The following is a 20,933-nucleotide window of genomic DNA, read 5'->3' as shown; positions in this document are numbered from 1 at the left end:
TTTTAAAAAATTGCCTTGTCTGCTGCTGATTGCGCAGCTGGGCTAAGCGGTTGTCCTGCTTGAGCGCCTGCCCATGGTTCTTTATTATCTGGTCCCGGTCTTTTTTCAGTAAGCTCTCGTTCTACTTTCTTTATACTTTTTATATTTCCGGAAGCCACAGGAACTAATTTACCACCTGCCAGGTTGTTGGACGTATACCTTCCGTTAAGATCTTTTGTTTTTCCCCACTTAAGGAATTTTCCGTTTTTATCAAATTTTGCATAAAGATAATTTTTAGCTTTAGAAGAGTGAGCATTCCCATGCGCACTAGGCTTTCTTGGGCGCCCTCTTTTTTTACCAAATTGCCCATTTTTTTTATGGTACGCGGCTAATCCAAATAAATCTACATTAAGATTGGGATCATCGACGTAAGCGTAGAAGGCATTCCCCCCTTCGATAGTTATGGGATCTTGACTAATATATATACCTTCGTCAGGCGAATAATATCTGAACCTATTATAATATAAACCTGTTTCTACATCTTCATATTGGCCCTGATATCTAAAACTACAACTTCCCAATTGCCCCTTTTCCATCCGCAATTTACCATAGCTATCTAGCTCGCATTCCCAAAACAAAGAGCCATCTTCGTTGAACATCTGGCTCGGTGTGCCGAGGTGGTCAGTAATTATGGAATATTGTTTGTTACCCTTTATTTTGCCTGCTGGAGTAAAGGTATCTGCATCAAAGATCCACGTAACAATACCGTTTTCACCAATACATATTTCACTTAACTTTTCTCCGGTTATCGCATGTTCCTTGTATTCATGCAGTGGTACATTGCCGTCCCAAACAAATTTAGTAATTGTATTTTTATATTTTTTGCTTAATCTTCTGCCAAGCGTGTCGTATTCAAAGGTTACAGTTTCCTTATCTGGTCTTGTTACACAGGTTAGTACGCCCGCGTCGTTCCATTCATATTTCCAAACATCGCCACCTACGTGTTTCTTTTCTACTAAATTCCCTTCGATATCATAATTGTATTCCCAACCATTTGCTTTTTTTAACTGACCACCCTTGGAATATACGCGATCTTTTCTTTCCTTCGTTTTATAAAGGTTACCAACGGCGTCCGGGTTGCGAAACTGCTCTTCACCGTCCGAAAAGATAGTTTTTGCAAGATTGCTCCATTGATCATGTTCAAATTTTGTGATGCCTTTTTCGTCCTTAATTTTTTTCAACCTGTCATTAACATCCCAATGGTATTGTTTCTTCTTTTTCGTATTGAATACATTGGCTGCTGTATGCCCCACAGTTTGCTCAACTGGCCTACCGATACCATCTCTTTGCCAGATGTTAGTGATATTGCCTGGCAAAAAACGTTCGATTTCTAAACCAAGGTTGTCATAGCGAAACCCGGCTTGCCAACCGTTTGCTTCCATTCGTAAAACATTACCAATCTTGTTGTATGTATGGGATATGTTGGCGCCAAGACTACTAGTTATTTTAATTCGATTTTGCAACAGGTCATAATCGTTTTTTATCCATTCATTGTTGACCGTTTCTTTAATAATATCGCCTAATAGGTTTCTTTCAAATTGAACAACAGCGGACTCGTTAATCGCCTGCATCAATTCTCCATCCTGCCGGTATTTGTAGGTCTCTTGCTTGGTATCGCTGTACGACACTTTTGTAACACGTCCGCAACCATCATAATCATATATGGTCTCCCTATTGCCCGGTTTTAATAGACGAGTAACCCAACCTGCAGAATTTCGTTCATACTTGCGTGTTATTTGATCGAATCCAATTTCCTCAATCACATTTCCAGCGGAATCCAGAACGAACTGGTACGATAATCCATGCTCGTTAATAACTTTTGTTAATTGCTCTTCTGTGTCATATTTGAAAATTATCGTGGCACCTGCTTCCCGACAGCTCGTTAACTTCCATAATCCTCTGTAGGTGTAATCAATTTTTTTATGGTTATCTCGATAGCTTATTATATTGGCGATTCCATCATATTCGAGATTGATGACATTGCCATCAAAGTCGATTACTTTTTCTATCCTTCCGTTCAAATCAAAAAAACGCTTCTGTTTTGCGTTGTTAGGATTGATGACTGCCAAGCAGTTTCCAAGCGTGTCATAGTCATAACTCGTTACAGCGCCATCATCTGTTTGTATTGAAACTAAATTCTGTTCTCTATCATATACAAATTTTGTCGTTGCACCTGCAGCGTTTATTGTTTTTTCTAGAAGCCCATCTTGATATTCATAAACTGTCTTAGCGCCGAGAGGATTTATTTTTGTTATCAAATTTCCCTGCCGGTCATACTCCCACTTCCATTTACCACCCGCTGCATCCATCGCTGCTGTTGGTAGCAAAGGATACCACGGATTATAATATTCTGTGCTCTCAAAACCGCCTGCGGGATCAGTACTTGAAATAACATTCCCCCAGTCATCATGTGAATAATTTTGCTGATTGCCCAAAGGGTCTGTTTCCCACTCCAACTCGTTAAAGCGGTTATATCGGTAGCCCCATTCGGCGCCATTGGCATCAACTTTATTGTATAGAAGACCGTTTTGGTGATAGTAACTTGTTACATGTCCCAGGCTATTCTCTACAAGCGTGCATCCTTCTAAGTACGTAAGTTTGTGATTGTAAATGTTGCCATCTCCCCATGTATGTATGCATCTTGCGCCATTCTCTATTCCTTCAAATTCAAAATACCATTGCATGCCATCGCGCCAGGTTTCCTTCACCAACAAATGATGCTCATATTCGAACTTCATTTGCTGACCTAACGCATCGGTATGACAGATCATATTGCCTCGCTCATCGTAATCATAATGCGCTATTACAAAGGTTTGGCCGGCATCAGTGGGATGTGGAGCAATGATGTCCATTATGCGACCGTCTTCGTCATTCGTAACAAGAAGTATGCGGTTAGCGCTGTCTGTTATTTTTTCAAGATATCCGTGCGTGCTATATTTGAATTGAATAGAATAACCGTTGTTGTTTGAAATGCTTTTCAGCAGGCGGTAAGGTCTGTTGCCATCTTCATATTTATATACCTGATCTGTAAAATGGTAGTTAAGTCCATCACTATCTGTGATGTAATAGTAATTGAGTTCCGGATGGCAATGAAGGAACAGTTTTTCTTTCCGGTCATAGCTGAACTTGCCTGGCTGAGGCAATTCAAAGCCAACCATCCTGCCATCATTCATACGGTATGCAGCCTGGTTTGTTTTTTCGTCTATTGCAAAAGCCACGTCATAGTTGTGATACCAGCCATGGCCTAACGGACCCTTGTATATGCTGTCACTGTACCATGTACGTTCCCATGAAAGAGGAATAACTCCCGGCAATGAAAAATCTTCTTCATCGGTGAAAAGCATTCCACTAACCACATCAACCGGATGACCGGTTACGTGACAAACTGCTTTGTGTAACGCATTGCTGAGACGACCACCAGGCAGTTTATTAATTAATTTGTGTAAGAGTTTGGCAATGCCAAAATTGAGCAACTTTGTAAGTGCCGCAATTGGATTTATAGGTGTGGGAACAGGATTTACAATTACGTTATGGGATGGGATAGCCATTACAAAACCGGTAGGCATAAACAAATGCTGCGCTTCAGGTGAAGCTTTCTTCCGCATAAGCTGCATAATGCCAACATCCCAGCAATCATTATTTAAATGCATCATGCCAGTGAATGGTTCTCCATCAGCAAGGAGAAATAAGCTTCCGAACTGCGCATGGCCCGAGTTCTTCAAAACAGGTACTGGCGCAAAACTTGCACCCATTGGAAAGTGAGGAATGGTTTTATTTTTTACACCACTTATTGTTCTCGGTGTAACGGCGCCTAGCTTTACTGATGCGCCTAATCCAAGTTTTCCCATTACCATGCTAAACGCCATATTGCCAACAGCAGAAGCCAACTGTAATCCTTCACTGTTGGGTGGAGGAGGAGGCACCATTGCTTTTGCAGTCATGACAGCGCAAGCGATCCAATCCTTCGGATCGAAGATCATCGCGATATAAGGATGAGGCATGGGAACAGGCGATGGGGAGGGAGGGATCATTACAAAATGAACATCAATGCCCATCACAGGATCCATTTGAGAAGATGCAGGTAAACAGGCTAACCCTTGCATGAATTTCAGCTTGGAAAAAACTGCGACAACTGCTTTTTCTGCTAGCGCTCCGGTGGCACCCATTACCTTTCCATAAGCGCCCATAACATCACCGTAAACAGCCAATGCAGTATTCGCAGCGTGAATGGCCTTGTCAGCCGTGCTTTTCTCCGCGTGCTCAGATGCCTTCTGTGCCTGCTTTGCAGAACGCTCTGCAGCCATAGCTATTTTCCTGTTTTCATTTACTTTATCCATGGCTATTTCCAGTATGGATCTTTATAGATAGACATTCTTTTTTTTGATGGAAATTCCTAATGCTAATAGCTAAAAGCTGATAGCTTAGAGCTATTAGCTCATATCATTACTTTCGTTGGGTCACTTACCTGTTCGTAGTGCGGATTTTTCCAGTTCAATATTTCCTTTAGCCAATCGTTTCCATAAACTGATCGCGCCGTCTCATGCACCTCGTCGTTTGTTATGTATTTCTGGTTGTTTATCTGTAAAAGCAACTCAATAATTCCGGGGAATGTGGTGTATCTGATGATGTCTTTTGGCATGTCTTGAACAAATGTTAAGGCATCTGTTAGTGCTTTACATGCTGCATCGTTGTTGCCGCTCTTTTTGTGACAATAGCCTGTCATGCGACAAGCTTCCATTGCCAGGATAACATCATTTGTGTAGAAATAGTGTTCGCATGCAATGTCGAAATCATCAATTGCCTTTTGCCAGCTTTTATTCGCAGCATACAGCGACGCACGCATCATAATTGCCTGAGCGTAAAACTTTCTGTAAATAAATTCGTCTGTTATTAGTTCCTTTGCCCGCTCAGCCACCTCAACTCCGCTGGTTGCAAACTCAATTGCTTTCTTAAAATTCTTATAACCAACCTGGTCGTTTGCCAGGGCTGCGTATACAGCTATAACCTGTCCAATCCAATAAACGTTCTTTTCTAAATTTTTCTCAGCAATCTCAATACATATTGCTGCATATTTCTTTGTTTCTTTTTCATTTCGTTGCTCAATGCCTTGTGTCATCCTTAAAAAAGCCTGGCGGTATTGCACAGCCGCGTCATTCGGATTGCCCATTGCAGCTACCTGCTCCATTGCCTTATCCATATTCAGGTCGGGTTTGAGTGTGGTTACACTGCCCGGATGTTTATCTGCGAAATCATTATAGAAAGGGTGAGCTACAGAGTCATCAATTATAATCTTAAACTTATCATCCATACCAGCTTCCACTGCATGTTCAAGCCAACCACAAAATCTTTTTGATTCAACAAAGGATGCTTTTAAGATTACAACAAGAAAAATACCCTTAGGTAATTGAAGGTGCGTTGCAAGGCTGTTCAAATTTTCGACAAACAATTTAGTTGGATTGCCGTTGACTTTTAACTGTAGATCTGGTGACCAGTCAAGATTTTTTGTTTCGATGGAAAGCTCCGATCTGTCGGCATTGTTCCATAAGTCGATCATCTCCTTCAATTCATCCAACAATGCCGTTGTGTATTGGTGTTCATCATGAAAAATAGTCTCGAAAATAATCGGGATATCGTGATTCGGGGTGTCGATACCAAGCAGGTAATTGTAAAATGCATCAACCATATCCTTTTCATTTTCCAGCGCGTGGATGCGAATAATATTTACTCCGGTCTGCGCTGCAACTGCCTCCCATTTTTCCACGAATAGGTCCATTCTTTGCTGTATAGGATTGCTATGTTTCAAGAGAAAATATTTTTGAAATGAATATCAGTTAAGCGCGACAATAGCACCCTGTACAGCCACTTTGCCGCCCGCGCTTACTGTTGTGGTGCCGCCGCCGTTAAGAGTGGCTTCGGTGTCGCCGTTAACGGTTGACTTTGCGCCGGTTAAATTGGCTTCAGTAGAACCGGATACAGTTGTCTTTTTGCCACTTAACGACACATCGCCGCCTTTTGCTGCAGACATACCGTTATCACCACTATGTACAGAGACATCATCAGAGCCTCCCAAATCAATATGTGCAGCAGAAATAGTGATGGTATCGCCATCCATTGTAATGGTAGATTTGCCATTTGTGAATTCAATTTTCTGCGCCGCCGTTATGGTGATGGTATTTGTACCATCTATCTCAATTTTGTTATTGGTAGTTTTATCGATGATTGAAATCCCTTTGCCGTCGTCAAAAGATAAAGTATGTCCACTTTTGCTATTTAAACTTTTGCTGTTATTCCCCTGTCCGCCACCACCACCTGTCTTTCCATGAAACATACTGCCCATTACAAATGGCCGGTTAGGATCGTTGTAGCGGAAGCAAACAACAACCTGGTCGCCTGGCTCAGGAATTACAACAAGGCCGCGGTTTTTAGCCCCGCCTTTACCGCCGCCTGCATCAGGTGTCATTACACGTACCCAATCCGTCATTTCGTTGATGGGTTGTTGCCATAGCATCTGCACACGCACACGGCCCATGTTATCCGGATCTTTATTGTCCTTAACAGTAGCTATTTGTGGCTCTGCATTGACAGGTTGAATATTCTTAACGGGTATTATTTCCATACCGGAAGGAATACCTTCAAAATTGTTATAGTATTTTCCGTTTTCGGTGATATGATGTTCGATGGCTGTGATAAGAAATTTACCGCCATCATCTTTGTTCACCGTGGTGTTGTCCAATGCGGATATTTTCAGATTGGCTATTGCGCCAATGCAAAGCGCGGGGTTATCACCCGAGCCGCTTAGTATTTCAAGATCTGCAGCCATTGCTGCTTTCTGCTTCTTTACAAAACCATCAAGGTCGCTTTTACTCTCTACACGTTGCTTAATGGGAAAAGAGACTGGTTCTGCAAAGATCTTGTTGGATTCCTGTAATGCATGGTTTGCATACTGATCCAATCCACTTACAGAAGAAGGTGCATCGCTACTAATAAAACTATCGTCCTTCGATAAATAAGCATAACTGTTAAATGCCAGCGGAAGCAACTGAAGCTTTATTTGCATGCTATGCACATCTTCTCCGTATGTGATGTCAATGTTAGGAGAGGAGGAAGGCCTGCCAAAGAACAGGTCTTTTCCATCATAGTAAAACCATTCGCTGAAATCTGATGAAAGCCTGTTGAGAAAGTTAAATGTGCTTTCCCTGTACTGGCTAATGTAATTGAGTGTGGCCGAATGCGAAGGATTGATCTTTACGCTACAATTTTGTGAGGCAGGTTGTGTTAACTTCTGCACAATCTGCTTAAGGTTCTTTTTATAGAAAGAAGCTAGGTTAGGGCCCGTTTCCATCAGTATGGTGGGGCTGAAACCCTTTAGCACAAAATCACTCGTAAAGTTATCTGATTGCTCCATGTTGATCTCACAGATCAGGCCTCTGAATTCATAAGCAATATCGAGGCTGTCCGCCTGCTTTAGTTTGATAACCGCAGACTTGCCAATAAGTTTTTGGGCGTTGCTTAAACTGAAAGAGCCGATCTTTTCCAGCACATCATACTTTATGCGAATTGCAAATTCATGATGAGCATTAAAGCTCTGGCGTATAACAACAGCACTATAATATGCTATCTTCTGATCTTCTATTTCAATATCAGCAACAACCTGGTTTTGCATAAAAAACAATTACTAACTTGAAGGCAATAACCAGCTATTCATTGCCTGTACAGGTAACAGATCCTCATATGCTACTGCTGTAAACAGGCAAGGAAATATCCGGCGGGATTAATCGTGAATCTTTGTTGAAGCAACCAGATTGGCCTGCATAAGGCCAACACCGTTACATAGCTGCTTTAAGCAGGCCATTCATTTTTGTGTTCGGCATTACCGATCTTGATCTTCTGTGCGGAAATGGTGAAGTCGATCTGCATAGGTTTAGAGCCTTTTACATCAATGCTTTCCTGGAACGCAATAACGTAACCTTTTTCCCACGTTAGTTCCTTCATCTTGGCATCCTCTTCACTCTTTTTAAAAGTAATGGTTCCATCCACCGGTTTGTATTGATTCACCATAGATTCCACTATAGAAGTGTCGTCTGTAGATTCAATACTCAAATTGATGGTTCCTCCATAAACGCCTGATGCAGGTCTTCCCTTCGCATCTACATCGCGACGCAATGCATAATCGCAGGAAAGCACATCGATTCCATCTTTTCCGCCGAATTTAAGTTTTGCATTAAATGACATGATTTTTGTTTTTTAAAAGTTAATAAAAGAAGCGATTTTAATTTGGCTTTGATCAAGTGCTTGTTCACGATAATGTACGATGTACGATGTACGGTGTACGATGTGAACTAGTGCAGCAGCGATATTTTTCCAGGCTAACTTTTTTTAAAACCAACGCCAATAACTTATCCAAAGGTTTGTGCTATACGACAATATATCAATCACGTGTTTTTATTGTTACCTGTCAGAATTAATAATTTTTGAGAAGGCTCATTAGGGGGATTGTTCCGTATGTTGTTGATAATGGAATTGATCTAAGGTGGAATATAATAGCTGTTTGAAGTAGATGTTATAACGCGATTTTTCTGTTGCGTCGTAGAACGATTATTATTAGTCCGACAAGGGCAAAGACGCCGATTGCTAATTCAAGGGGCCAGAAATTGTTTTTTTGCTTGCCGGTAAGCTTCAATGGTTCAGTGTCTCCCATCAATACCATGTTTGCCCAATAATAAGGCAACAATTTTTCGCCGCCATATTCCTGCCGGTATTCCAATTTTGCGTGACGCAGCGCCTCATCTTTTGCCATGCCAGCGGCAAGGTATTCGTGAAACTTTTCAGAAATAGCATAAATAGCTCCTTCATCAGCACTCCAGAGTGTTGCAGAAACCGAAGGAATTCCTGTAGCTGCGAAGCCTCTTGCAAGACTGTATATTCCTTCGCCGGTTGCATTTAAACCGACATTTGTCTGGCAGGCGCTTAAAACCATTAGTTGCACGGCGGGTTTGTTAATTAACTGTAATTCATATAAGTGAAGTACCGAATCAGTTAAATACAACAGCGGCTCATTAATGCTATCGGCACGCGCATGTGAGAAGACATTTACCACCGCATAATTTTCTGCGTGGGATATAAAGTTGTGATGTGTGGCGTTATTCAGCAACAACAACCTGGCGCTTTTATAATGTGCTGACGTACTTCTCAATGCCTGGCCTGACGACAGTAAAGATGCCAGGTGCAGGTACGGCGCAAAATTTACCGGCGCTATACCCAGGAAATCTCCATGACCGTTGATGTTAACAAACACATGTTCTTTCAACAGGTAGCGTGCCGCATAGACATAACTAAACGAATAATCATCCAGTAAAAAATTACGTCCGCTGGAATCGGTGCAAAGCGCGTCAAATGGCAACATAAAGCTGCCTGGGCACACGATTATCCTTCCTTCAGATAATTGCAACGGCGCAATAAGCTTCTTGTATAAACTGTTCGATGCTACAGCAAACTGCGCATATTGTTTGTTGAGCACACTCTTGTCGGAGCATAATTTTAGAAAATGAGATAATGTAGTTTCATTTACAGTGTCCTTATTTACGCTTATTAGTTTGGTTGAAGAGGGGGTTATAGCCAAAATATACAATGCAGAATCTCCCATAAAATAGTGCACAAAAGATTGCTTTCCCCTGGTCAAAAAAGTTTGTAATTGCCGCAGCGAGGGAACACTGTCTTCATACTTATACTGATAGTAAGAAGGGTATTTAGATTCCAGTGATTTAAGGTAGCGTTCAAGCGCATCTTTGCCATTAATCAAAGCAATCTGTTGCTTGACATATTCAGGAGAACTATTGTCAAGTGCAGCCAGTTTTTCCTGTTGTTCAACAATGTTTAATTGAAGTTTTTCTTCATTTGCAGCCTCTGCGGGTGGCAAGTGGGCAGCAGCACCAAGTTCACTTAACCTGTCAGCTAATAATACGGCCCTGCTTTTCTCTATAAAAAAGAAAGCAAGCCCGGCATCGTTAGCAAGATAACATGCTTCGATTGCATTTTCATAAAAGTGCTGGGTTCTGTTTCGCCAATAAAGTTTGCTCTGCTCTTCGGAATGCTGATGGCGAATAGTGGTGATAACGGAATCCATCGTAAGTGCATTCCTTAAAGTACCTGACAAATATGCTTTGTCTTGAGTCGTTTTATACAATGCAAGCAACAGTTGTATCTTTTTATCAAATATTTCCAGCACCAAATCGGTATTGGAAACAATGTCCAGATTGGTTGTTGATGTAATTGACGAAATATCTTTACTGCTGTCAAGTCCCAGCGAATTGAACGCCCTGGCATACCAGTTTGCTGCATCTTTATAGTTCTGGTTATAAAAAGAAAGCTCGCCTGTATTTGCATAGATCTTCGCGAGCTTCTCATTGTCATGTGCCCTTATTGCATATTTGGCGGCCTGCCGGTAGGAAGTTTTAGCCTTTTCTATGTTTTTTTGGTCATTGAAATAAAAAACACCGAAGTCAATGTAATCATCGGCTAATTGTCCATCGTCCTTCGTTTGCAACCTTGTTTGAATTGCCTGGGAAAATAATTCTTGTGCCTGTGAGTAGTTCTTTTGCACAGCTTCAATCTGGGCCTTTATTTTTAATGCCCCGGCTTGTTCATAGGTATTGCCTTCGATGGTTGCCAAAGCGAAGGCTGAATCTAAATCCTTTATAGCAGGTTGCAATTCGGACTGGTAGAAATACGACTGCGCTCTTTGATTATAAAATATCAATGCATATGAAGGCAGATGATTTAGCGTTGCTTCATTAAGTCCGATCGTTGACTCATCAATGCATTTTTGATGGTCGCCGGTCAGGAACAACAGATCGTTCTTATTTGCCACGGATAACAGCATTGATTCACGATCCGCGTTAAGCCTTTTGCCAAGAATGATTGCACTGTCATAATATTTAATAGCCTTCGAATATTTTTTTAATGTTTTATAATATGATGCCAGATTCCTGTAACTACTAATGGCGAATCCCGGAGATGCATTCCTTTTGCCCGATGTGTTTATGCTTACAGCTGAAAGGGTATAAGCGATACATACATTATTGGGAATTTCCTTGTTCAGCAAATATTCATATAAGCCAATGCGGTGAAGTATCCTCGCATAAACAGAATCCGGATCTCTTTTCAGCTTTTCAAAATTGTTTTTTAGCTCGTAAACGATCTGTATTTTTTGAGCAATAGAAAGGGTAGTGTCCTTTTCTGTTTGCAATAATCTATCCCAAATGCCTTTACCTGCGTTATTTTGACCAATTGCACCATTACAAAGTGTTATCAAAAAAACAGCCAATAAACATTTGAAATATTTCATGTAACTATTTTTCGAACAGGTATTATTATTTGCGTTTGTTCGTGACTATACTGTTCCTGATTTTGTTATGTAACCGGCTATCAATAACAACTACTGATGGTGGGGTCTGCAGTGTCAGAAATAATAATGTCTGCGAAAAATTTGTGCTGTTCAATACCGGCAATATTCTGTCATAATTTGCACAGATCTTTCCCGTAACTATAGGTGCGGCAAACGAACTTCCGGTCTCGGTAAGAAAAGGAACGAAAGGATTATAGAAATAGAAATTGGTTCCAAAAGAAAGATCTCCGTTAACCCCAACATCGACAATTTTATTTGAAAAATTCTGATTTGCACTCACATTGCCATTCATCACTGTTGTTGCAGCAATTACATTGTTCAGTTCGCCTGCCAGCGAAGCAGGGTAGAAGCAGATGCTGTCAAGATTTCGAAGGGCCAAAGCATTGGTTGTTGGATAAATTTTAGATTCATAACCGCTAAAATCTATATTGCCTGCAGCCGTAACCAACAAGATCTTATTCTTTGTAAGATATTCATTGATATAGGCTTTAAGTAAAAAGGCGGAAGAATCAGGAATTATCTGTCCTGTTACATCCATATAATATTTTGGCGCATAATAGCCAAAACTGGCGTTGATGATTTTTGCGCCCCGTTCTTTTGCATATGCAAAACCGCAGAGCACACTAAAAAGATTTCCATTACCAGCCGCGTCATGTGTTTTAACGGGCAGTATTTTAACATTGTTCAATCCGTATTGCCGTACCTGGTCAACAATATATTTGCTTACCAATGTTCCGTGAATATTGGGATAGTCATCATTCCAGTCATTGTTGTTTCGCGTAAAATTCCATCCTGAGTTTGCCTCAGTTCCAAGACAGGAAGTGACATTGCTTTGGAAAAAGACATTACTCTGCAAACTGTCTTTTTTTACCCCGGTATCAAATACTGCTACTACTACAGGGCTTTTTACCGGCTCAGTATATACCAGCCCTACTTCCCGTTTTTCCTGCTGTTGCATGGTATCATTAAAACTAACAGGGAAATTCGCACTATAATAGAACGGCCCATTATCACCACTCGGTTTACTTGATGCAGAACTTTGATTGCCTCCTCGTGCAGATTGTATAAGAGTCAATGCACCCGTTCCTTTTAATAATAACAGTGAACCGTCACATCCCTTGCAGAAAACCGTGTCTGCTATTTTACCTGTACTATCAAAAGTCTTCAGCCATCTGTTAAGACTATCTTTTGAAATTCCAGGCTTAAGCCAGATGATCACCTGGTTGGTATCGTAGTTTCTGTTTTTTAACAAGACTTCATAGGAAACCGCATTTTTGGGATAATCTCTCTTATGATGACACTTGCACGCCGGAACAATAAGTGTCGCGGCTAAAAGAGCAATGGCGAGAAAAAATTTCAAATCTGACCAGCAATTTTTTAGCGTATCGTTCATATATGAAGGATTAAAGGTTAGATACTCTGGTTAAATTCTACTTCTTGCAAATACTCTAATGAATAAAAATTACCAATCTGTTTTTTAATTGACATTTCCTGGTTTTCGAAGCTCTATCAATATAAACAATTCAAAAACTAACTGCAACAATTCAGCGGTATTACTTTACATACAGCCTGATAATCATTGATTTTTGGCGACTAACTTCGCAACTAATATTTTTAAAAAAAAAATTGTCCTCCCATGTCCAATTCCCCTTAACTCAGTCATCATTCTTATGTAAACACATTAAATAACCTGTCTGCCAGCCGGCAGACGCTAAGTTTAACACAATGGAACAAAGAATGAATGTTCATGCAAAAGGACAAAACGCGTTAAAAGCCATGTATGGATTAAATAATTACCTGGCAAATTGCTCAATTGAAAAACCACTGTTGAATCTTATGTATTTCCGTGTTTCTCAAATCAATGGCTGTGCATTCTGCCTGGATATGCACTCCAAAGATCTTCGTGCTGAGGGCGAAAGCGAACAGCGCCTTTATCTGATGGATGCATGGCGCGAAACGCCTTTCTATACTGACCGCGAACGCGCCGCATTTGCATGGGCCGAAGCAGTTACAAAGATCAAAGATGGCAACGTGCCAGACGAGGTTTACCAACAGGCTACACAGCAGTTTACCGATGAAGAGATGGTAGAACTTACAATGGCGGTAATAGCTATCAATAGTTATAACAGGATCAATATTGCCTTCCGCGTTCAGGCAGGATCTTACAAAGTTCCTTCACATACTGTTCCGGCAAACTAAGCTGGTAATAGTTGTAATTTTAATTTAATTCATACTTTCAATTATCACAAACAACAAATTATGAAAGACTTCGCGCTAATATTCAGACAGCCCAGCTACGATTACAGCAATGCTTCTCCGGCAGAAATGCAGGCCTTATCTAAAAAATGGCAGGACTGGGTTGGCGGAATAGTTGCCCAGGGAAAATTCGGTAATCATGGTGCAAGGCTTGCACTTGACGGTAAAGTACTCAAAGCCGGTGGCGTAATAACGGACGGCCCCTTTGTAGAGATAAGGGAAAGGCTCGGAAGCTTTATTATTGTTAAGGCTGAAAGCCTGGAGGATGCTACAACCCTTGCGCATGGCTGCCCGGCTCTGGATGCAGGTGGCAGTGTGGAAATAAGACCGGTTGTCGGGTAAATATATTATATGTGAATTCAAACCTGCCTTAATGTAAAGGCAGGTTTTATCTTCTATTATGCAGAAAGAGCATGAATCTTTAAAACAACTTTTTCAGCAGGAGTTTGCTAAAATGGTTGCTGTAATAAGCAAACTTTTTGGCTTGCAGCATATTGAAATAGCTGAAGATATAGTAAGTGAAACCTTTTTGCTGGCATCAGAAACATGGGGCATAAAGGGATTGCCCGAAAACCCTGCCGCATGGCTATATGCCGTAGCCAAACAAAAAACGCTTTATTATTTTCGTCGCAGCAAAATTCTTGAAGAAAAAGTATTACCACAAGTTAAGGCCACGCAAGAAAGTGAAGAAGCAATGGACGAAACCATATTCTCTGAAGAGAACATAAAGGACAGCCAGTTACAAATGATCTTTGCTGTTTGTAATCCCGCTATTGCGAGCGAAGCACAAATAGGGCTGGCGCTGCGTATTCTCTGCGGCTTTGGGATAGACGAGATTGCCGAAGCCTTTTTGAGCAATAAGGAAACAATTAACAAGCGATTATTCAGGGCCAAAGAAAAACTGCGTGCTGAAAATATAAAAATGGAAATGCCTCCTGCCGGCGAAATTGAAAAGCGGTTGGACAATGTACTGCACATTATCTATCTGTTGTTTAGTGAAGGGTATTATTCTAAAACACAAAACCAGGTGCTTCGCAAAGATCTTTGCATTGAGGCAATGCGGCTCGGACTGATGCTGTCTGATTATGAAAGAACCAATCTTCCCAGGACAAATGCATTAATGGCGCTGATGTGTTTTCATGCTTCAAGATTCGAAGCACGGCAAACCGATGATAACGGATTAATACTGTATGATGAACAAAACGAACAGCTGTGGGATGCTGAACTAATAAAACAGGGCATGCACTTCTTTGACCGTTCGTTCAGTGGAAATGAGATCAGCTCTTATCATATTGAAGCGAGGATTGCATACTGGCACTGCATTAAAGAGGACAGCGAGGAAAAATGGGAAGATATTTTGCATTTATACGATCAGCTTTTAACGATCAATTATTCGCCGGGTGTTGCGCTCAACAGAATTTTCGCAATATACAAAGTGAAAGGAGCAAATGCTGCGTTGACAGAAGCCGAAAAACTTTATTCAGGCGATAATCACTTTTATTTCATGTTACTTGGCGAGCTATACAGCAATATCGATAAACGTAAAGCGCAGGAAAATTTCGAAAAAGCCTTTTCGCTGGCTAAAACGCAAACAGAGAAGCAGGGCATTCTTGCTAAGATCCACAAGCTGTAATACTTATACAATATGGATGCAACACTCAACTTCATCGGTCAAATTCATTCATCATTGAAAAACATTGATGATTGCCCATTGCAGGAAAATGAAAATTCGCCATCGGCAATGCTTGAAATTTTTCCGCCATACATGGAAGGCATCAAACATATAAAGGAAGGTGCCGAAATTTTATTGCTGACGTGGCTTCATGTGGCAGACAGAACTGCAATAAAATGCAGGCCGCGGAATAACAAGGATGGAGAATATATCGGCGTTTTTTCAACCCGTTCGCCGGACAGGCCTAATCCGATAGGAATCCATTTTGTAAAAGTTGACTCTGTCACACAAGACGGATTCATAAAAATATCCGGACTGGAAGTATTGGACCAAACGCCGTTGGTTGATATTAAACCTATGTGGAACATTTCTGTTAGGACAACGTAGGCTGCATTGACGCTGAAGCGGCGATGTGCTTAATTCATAGTCATCAGAAACCTTCTTATTCTACCGCCGCTTTACTGTGCTTGCCGTGCCAGCCAAACAGGTACAACCCTAATGCTACGCCGGTTAATACCCCTATCGCAAGATATTCTTTTTTTTCAGCGGTAGCCTTCACTATAGGAAAACCGCCACTAGTGCTCATGTTATAGTCAACGGTTTCAAAAAGGTTGCCATTAGTGGTTGCGATTCCGTTAGCTTTTTTGAAATATCTGCGCATAATAGCGCCGGCTATTTTAGCGGTTAATTCAGGGAAAATTGCGTGAACGGCTTTTAAAATAATGGAAGCTCCTCCGACATACATGCTGGATCTTGGATTTCTTATTACCTCAATTATCGCAACAGCTAACTGCCGCGGATCATACACCCTGGGCGTAGGTTTTAAAACCCTGCCCGTGTAGTTGGCAGCATGCTGTATACCCGGTGTGTCAAGAAAACCGGGATAGAGATCACAAACATATATGTCTTTCCAGCTTGCCAGTTCACCCTTTAAAGCTTCTGAAAAGCCGCGTAATCCAAATTTACTTGCTGAATATCCGGCCCCGTAAGGAACAGATAAATAACCGCCGATGGAAATATTGTTGATAATAATTCCTCTCTGCTGACGTTTAAAAATGGGCAGCACCGCATGCACGCCATTCATATATCCAAGCAAATTTGTATTTACCACTCTTGCGTTAACGTCCATGGGAATTTTGTCGAAGTCACCCGCCGCCAATACTCCCGCATTATTGATCCAAACATCTATTCTTCCTTTCCATTCGTTGGCAGTTTCAGCAAGACGCACCACAGCACCGGCATCTGTTACATCGGTTACCACCACGAGCGTTTCTGCGCCGGATTGCTGACATTCAGCCGCGACTTCGTCCAGTACGTGTGTATTTCGTCCCGCCAAAACCAGCGGACCACCATATTTTGCCAGTTCAAGCGCTATTACGCGTCCCGCACCACTTGAGGCTCCTGTGATAACGATCACCTGGTCTGATATAAACCTGTTTGTCATAACTATAAGTGTTAGAAGGTTCGGTATTAGGTATGCATTCGTTTAATACAGAGGATGTCCGGAAAACCATGCCATAAAGAAGTCAATAATTCCTTCTGTGATTAATCCTGAGATTGGAATCGCGGAGGAATTTAAAGCATTTGCTATACATTTTAAATCGCAATGAGAACCAGGATATTGTACCGAATCATCTTACGTTTGACGCAATTAAAGTGTTGCTAAATAATGTGCCTGAACGAGGAATAAATTCCTCATTTGTTAATTCGATGCCGTTTAATTATGCGATTTGTCAGCTTGGGGAGATGACGTATTTAATGTAATAAGCAAAAAGTAAATGAATCCGCTAGAAAAAGATAATTTATCTTGTATCAAAATAGTCACATGAGCAAAAAGGTTTTAATATTTGATGATGATATTGATATTTTGGAAGTGTGTACTATAGCGTTGAAGTCAGCGGGTTTTGAAGTGGAAGGACTAACGAATTGCGATAACGTTCTCGATAAGCTGGATAAACATCAGCCGGATGTAGTTTTACTCGATAATAAAATACCTGCGACCGGTGGAATTGTTGCATCACAAACAATAAAATCTTCACAGCATCACAAAACTATCCCGGTTATCTTCTTCAGCGCAAGCAGCAATGTGGAAAAACTTGCATCCGAAGCATTAGCAGATTTTTATATCGAAAAGCCTTTTGATCTGACGACGCTCATTGATGCCGTAAAAAAAGCAAGCAGATAGATTCAATGTATGATGTACGGTGTACGATATGGGGTGGACAATAAAGAACAAAACGCTCAAGTGTGCGACGCAACGGATGTTTAATAGTGGCACTGCTGCCGGGCTCATAAATATTCACCAAACTAAGTACCACTGATTAAAACATTTAAAATGAACCGGCAGTGCTTTTAAACAATGTCTCATACAAAAAATCAGCAGCAAACTGGCCTGCCTCCAGCCACCGTTGTTTTGCAGCCCTGCTGGCATAAAACGGCGTAAAAACACGTTCTAGCTCATGTGAATAGCCGTTGTAAATTTTCAGCTTGTTTGGAATGTGTAGTGTATCTGCTTCTTTATGTATAGGTAGGCTTCCATAGAAGTTAGATCCCTTTTGGGTAACTGGTACCGTATTATCGTTTCTTCCATGTACACTTACAATCGGAACCTTTGCATTTTTTAGCCAGTCAATATCAAACATTGCCCCCCAAAAATTAATTACACAGGCTATTTTGCCCGGATCGGGTTCCTTTAAATTTAGTGTGCTGTCTTCAGCAAGTTTGGCCAGTTCTGCAGGTGTGCTGTAAGCAGCCTGTAATGCAATCATCGCGCCGGCGGAATTTCCTGCAAGAATTATATGGTTGGTATCGATCCTGAATTTCTTCGCATTGTCTTTAAAGTAACGGATTGCCTGCCGGGCGTCTTCAACGCCATCTGCACAACCACTTACCAATGCCTTAAACTTAAACAGTGTATTCTTTTTAGTAAGGCGATAGTTTATGGCTGCACACACATAACCCCGTTTTGCAAAACTGGAGCACCATAGCTGCATGCCGGCAGCATCCTTCGATTCATACTTGAAACCGCCACCATGCATCCAGATAATCAATGGGCGGCCTTTACGAACGCTGTCTCCAAACGACTGATACAAGTCGTAAGAATAATATTCCTTCTTAACGCCGTTAGGAACCTGCCTGGCATAAGAGAGGTCTTTGATAATATTAACCTCAGAAAATATGATATCCCGGTACCTGGCAGAATCTCCGTCCTGACCATGCGATATCAATGCGGTAGCTAACAGGCACAGCGGGCCGAGCAAATACTTGATCATACTAAGGGGTTATTATAGCCTAACAAAAAACAACATTCAATAGTTGCAAAAAAACTGCTAATTCAACATAAATTCAGCTTTTTCATAATACTTCTGTACGCTAGTGAATAATGAATGGTCAATGGTGAAGGGCACAAACCGGTTGAGTAAGTATAAGTTACTCTAGTCAATATTAACGATTTATACGCCCTTTCATCCCTTATATGGTTTAAAAATCTTCGCTTCGGTTAGCTTTCAGCTTTGGGCTTTTAGCTTTATTAGTTGTTTACAAAGAAACATTTATGCGGCGGCTTCTTCCTTATTAATAAGGTGACGCTTAAAGACGTATTTTAGCTGCCTGATAAAAAAATAACCGATTTTTTAAAATGATTGAAGGCGTAGGCATAGACCTGGTAGAAGTTGAAAGAATAGCTGGGACTATTGGCCGGAATTCCGGTTTTAGAGAACATGTGTTTTCTGCTGCAGAGATAGTTTATTGCGAGAGCAAAAAAAACAGGTTTGAACATTATGCCGCCCGGTTTGCAGCCAAGGAAGCTTTTTTTAAAGCGCTTGGTACGGGTTGGGCCGAAGGCACACAGTTTAACGAAGTTGAAACCATACATGATGAAAACGGCAAACCCATCATGCAGCTTTTGGGAGAAACGCAGAAAAACCTGGCATTTTTGAATATCATCAAAATTTCGGTTTCTTTGTCGCATGTAAAATCAATGGCAACAGCCATCGTAATTATAGAAAGATAAATATGATATTACCGGAAATTACATCTCAACCCGTGAGTAAGATACAGGCAATGCAAAACAAAAAGCTGCAGGAATTATTGGTTTACCTCAGCCATTTCTCGCCCTTTTACAAGCGTATGTTTTCAAACCATGGCATTGATGTAGCCTCCATTAAAACAGTAGCTGATCTTTCATTAATTCCTACCACATCCAAAGAAGATCTGCAACAATACAACAACGATTTTTTGTGCGTTGACAAAAGCAGGATCATCGAATATACTTCAACATCGGGCACATTGGGTAGCCCTGTTACAATTGCCTTAACGGACAACGACCTGAATCGCCTGGCGCAGAATGAGTATAATTCCTTCACAACAGCCGACGGTTCTGCAAGTGATATTTACCAGTTGATGCTCACGCTCGATCGCCAGTTTATGGCTGGCATTGCTTATTATGCAGGCATACGCAAAATGGGGGCAGGTATAATACGGCTCGGACCCGGAGTACCTTCACTTCAATGGGAAACAATTAAGCGGTTAAACCCGACAGCAATTGTAGCAGTTCCGTCTTTTATTCTGAAACTGATCCAATACGTAAAGAGTATTGGTGCGGACATAAACGCATCATCCGTTAGAAAAGCAATTTGCATTGGCGAAAACATCCGTAACCTGGATTGTTCCTTAAATATCCTTGGCCGTAAAATAACGGAATCCTGGAACATCCAATTGTATTCAACTTATGCCTCTACAGAAATGCAAACAGCATTTACTGAATGCAGTGAAGGTAAGGGCGGACATCATCAGCCTGAACTATTGATTGTAGAACTGCTGGATGAGAATGATCAGCCGGTAACTGCCAATGTTCCCGGTGAAGTGACGGTTACTACGCTCGGTGTGGAAGGTATGCCCTTATTGAGATATAAAACAGGCGATGTCTGCATGTATTTTGATGAACCCTGTGCGTGTGGCAGAAAAAGCATCCGTTTGTCACCCATACTTGGCCGGAAAAAACAAATGATCAAGTTTAAGGGAACAACATTGTACCCCTCGGCGCTGTTTGACCTGCTAAACGAAATGAACGAGATTGTAGATTATGTTGTGGAAGTATCCACTAACGATGTGGGGCTTGACGAAATTTTATTGTACCTGCTTCCTGCAGTTAAGAGTGAAGAAAGCGATCACAAGATAAGAGCCTACCTGCAGGCCAAACTTCGCGTTACGCCTTTTGTGAAGTATGCAAGCGCTGAAGAACTCCATAAAATGCAGGTGTCAGAAACCAGCAGAAAGATCACAAAATTCATCGACAAAAGGAATTAGTAAAGGATTTGAAATTTAGATTTAGTATACAATGATGATTCCTTAGGGTGTTAGCTAAAATGAGTTGGCCGGGAATTGGGTACTTCGTACACGTCTGAATGCGCGTCCGGCGCTGGCGGACTTCGTAAATCGTATCTGGCTAACAATGCTAAGTCAAAATCCACCTGTATTGTTTGTCCAATCTGTTTGACAGGCGTATTTTGCTAAAATTCAAGCTGGTTGACTAGCCAGCTCAACCTAAATTTGCCTGCTTTT

General features: G+C 41.3%; 15 protein-coding genes. 7 read left to right on the top strand and 8 right to left on the bottom strand.

Annotated features, from left to right (window positions below; translation table 11 throughout):
* Positions 1-2 precede the first annotated feature (2 nt).
* From QTN47_RS11605 to QTN47_RS11580, 6 genes are all read right to left on the bottom strand, one after another.
* Positions 3-4,376 (bottom strand): DUF6531 domain-containing protein, encoded by a 4,374-nt coding sequence (locus QTN47_RS11605; RefSeq protein ID WP_369329540.1) that lies wholly within the window; start codon positions 4,374-4,376, stop codon positions 3-5.
* 98 nt (positions 4,377-4,474) lie between these two features.
* Positions 4,475-5,812, bottom strand: a complete 1,338-nt coding sequence (locus QTN47_RS11600; protein ID WP_369329539.1) for a hypothetical protein — start codon at positions 5,810-5,812, stop codon at positions 4,475-4,477.
* A 54-nt stretch (positions 5,813-5,866) separates the two neighbouring features.
* Entirely contained in the window at positions 5,867-7,702 is a 1,836-nt protein-coding gene (locus QTN47_RS11595; protein ID WP_369329538.1) for a type VI secretion system Vgr family protein, read from the bottom strand.
* A gap of 176 nt (positions 7,703-7,878) precedes the next feature.
* Entirely contained in the window at positions 7,879-8,271 is a 393-nt protein-coding gene (tssD, locus tag QTN47_RS11590; protein ID WP_369329537.1) for a type VI secretion system tube protein TssD, read from the bottom strand.
* A 328-nt stretch (positions 8,272-8,599) separates the two neighbouring features.
* A complete protein-coding gene (locus QTN47_RS11585; protein ID WP_369329536.1) occupies positions 8,600-11,383 on the bottom strand; it encodes a CHAT domain-containing protein in 2,784 nt (927 codons plus the stop codon).
* A gap of 25 nt (positions 11,384-11,408) precedes the next feature.
* Positions 11,409-12,836: a S8 family serine peptidase gene (locus QTN47_RS11580; RefSeq protein WP_369329535.1), complete on the bottom strand. Its 1,428-nt coding sequence runs from the start codon at positions 12,834-12,836 to the stop codon at positions 11,409-11,411.
* Positions 12,837-13,168: 332 nt separating this feature from the next.
* Here QTN47_RS11580 and QTN47_RS11575 point away from each other — a divergent pair, with 332 nt between their 5' ends.
* From QTN47_RS11575 to tsaA, 4 genes are read left to right on the top strand one after another with little or no spacing between them, the layout of a single operon-like run.
* On the top strand, positions 13,169-13,642 hold the full coding sequence (locus QTN47_RS11575; RefSeq protein ID WP_369329534.1) for a carboxymuconolactone decarboxylase family protein: 474 nt from the start codon (positions 13,169-13,171) through the stop codon (positions 13,640-13,642).
* 60 nt (positions 13,643-13,702) lie between these two features.
* The gene (locus QTN47_RS11570) at positions 13,703-14,041 is read left to right on the top strand and encodes a YciI family protein (RefSeq protein WP_369329533.1); all 339 of its coding nucleotides are present in this window, start codon (positions 13,703-13,705) and stop codon (positions 14,039-14,041) included.
* Positions 14,042-14,099: 58 nt separating this feature from the next.
* A complete protein-coding gene (locus QTN47_RS11565; protein ID WP_369329532.1) occupies positions 14,100-15,332 on the top strand; it encodes an RNA polymerase sigma factor in 1,233 nt (410 codons plus the stop codon).
* Positions 15,333-15,344: 12 nt separating this feature from the next.
* Positions 15,345-15,758 (top strand): tRNA (N6-threonylcarbamoyladenosine(37)-N6)-methyltransferase TrmO, encoded by a 414-nt coding sequence (tsaA, locus tag QTN47_RS11560; protein ID WP_369329531.1) that lies wholly within the window; start codon positions 15,345-15,347, stop codon positions 15,756-15,758.
* A gap of 55 nt (positions 15,759-15,813) precedes the next feature.
* On the opposite strand, the gene QTN47_RS11555 is transcribed toward tsaA, so the two are convergent.
* Positions 15,814-16,815, bottom strand: a complete 1,002-nt coding sequence (locus tag QTN47_RS11555) for an SDR family oxidoreductase (protein ID WP_369329530.1) — start codon at positions 16,813-16,815, stop codon at positions 15,814-15,816.
* A 381-nt stretch (positions 16,816-17,196) separates the two neighbouring features.
* On the opposite strand from QTN47_RS11555, the gene QTN47_RS11550 reads away from it, so the two are divergent.
* Positions 17,197-17,556: a response regulator gene (locus QTN47_RS11550; protein WP_369329529.1), complete on the top strand. Its 360-nt coding sequence runs from the start codon at positions 17,197-17,199 to the stop codon at positions 17,554-17,556.
* 145 nt (positions 17,557-17,701) lie between these two features.
* Here the strand turns inward: QTN47_RS11550 and QTN47_RS11545 are convergent, their stop codons facing one another.
* Positions 17,702-18,643, bottom strand: coding sequence for an alpha/beta hydrolase (locus QTN47_RS11545; protein ID WP_369329527.1), 942 nt, complete (start codon positions 18,641-18,643; stop codon positions 17,702-17,704).
* A gap of 365 nt (positions 18,644-19,008) precedes the next feature.
* Here QTN47_RS11545 and acpS point away from each other — a divergent pair, with 365 nt between their 5' ends.
* Positions 19,009-19,383 (top strand): holo-ACP synthase, encoded by a 375-nt coding sequence (acpS, locus tag QTN47_RS11540; RefSeq protein ID WP_369329526.1) that lies wholly within the window; start codon positions 19,009-19,011, stop codon positions 19,381-19,383.
* A gap of 2 nt (positions 19,384-19,385) precedes the next feature.
* The gene (flxY, locus tag QTN47_RS11535; RefSeq protein ID WP_500683530.1) at positions 19,386-20,678 is read left to right on the top strand and encodes a flexirubin biosynthesis putative acyl-CoA ligase FlxY; all 1,293 of its coding nucleotides are present in this window, start codon (positions 19,386-19,388) and stop codon (positions 20,676-20,678) included.
* Positions 20,679-20,933: the final 255 nt, after the last annotated feature.

Origin of the sequence: Danxiaibacter flavus, assembly GCF_041060425.1 — a bacterium.
Lineage (GTDB): Bacteria > Bacteroidota > Bacteroidia > Chitinophagales > Chitinophagaceae > Danxiaibacter > Danxiaibacter flavus.
This window is presented reverse-complemented; position numbering and strand designations above follow the sequence as displayed.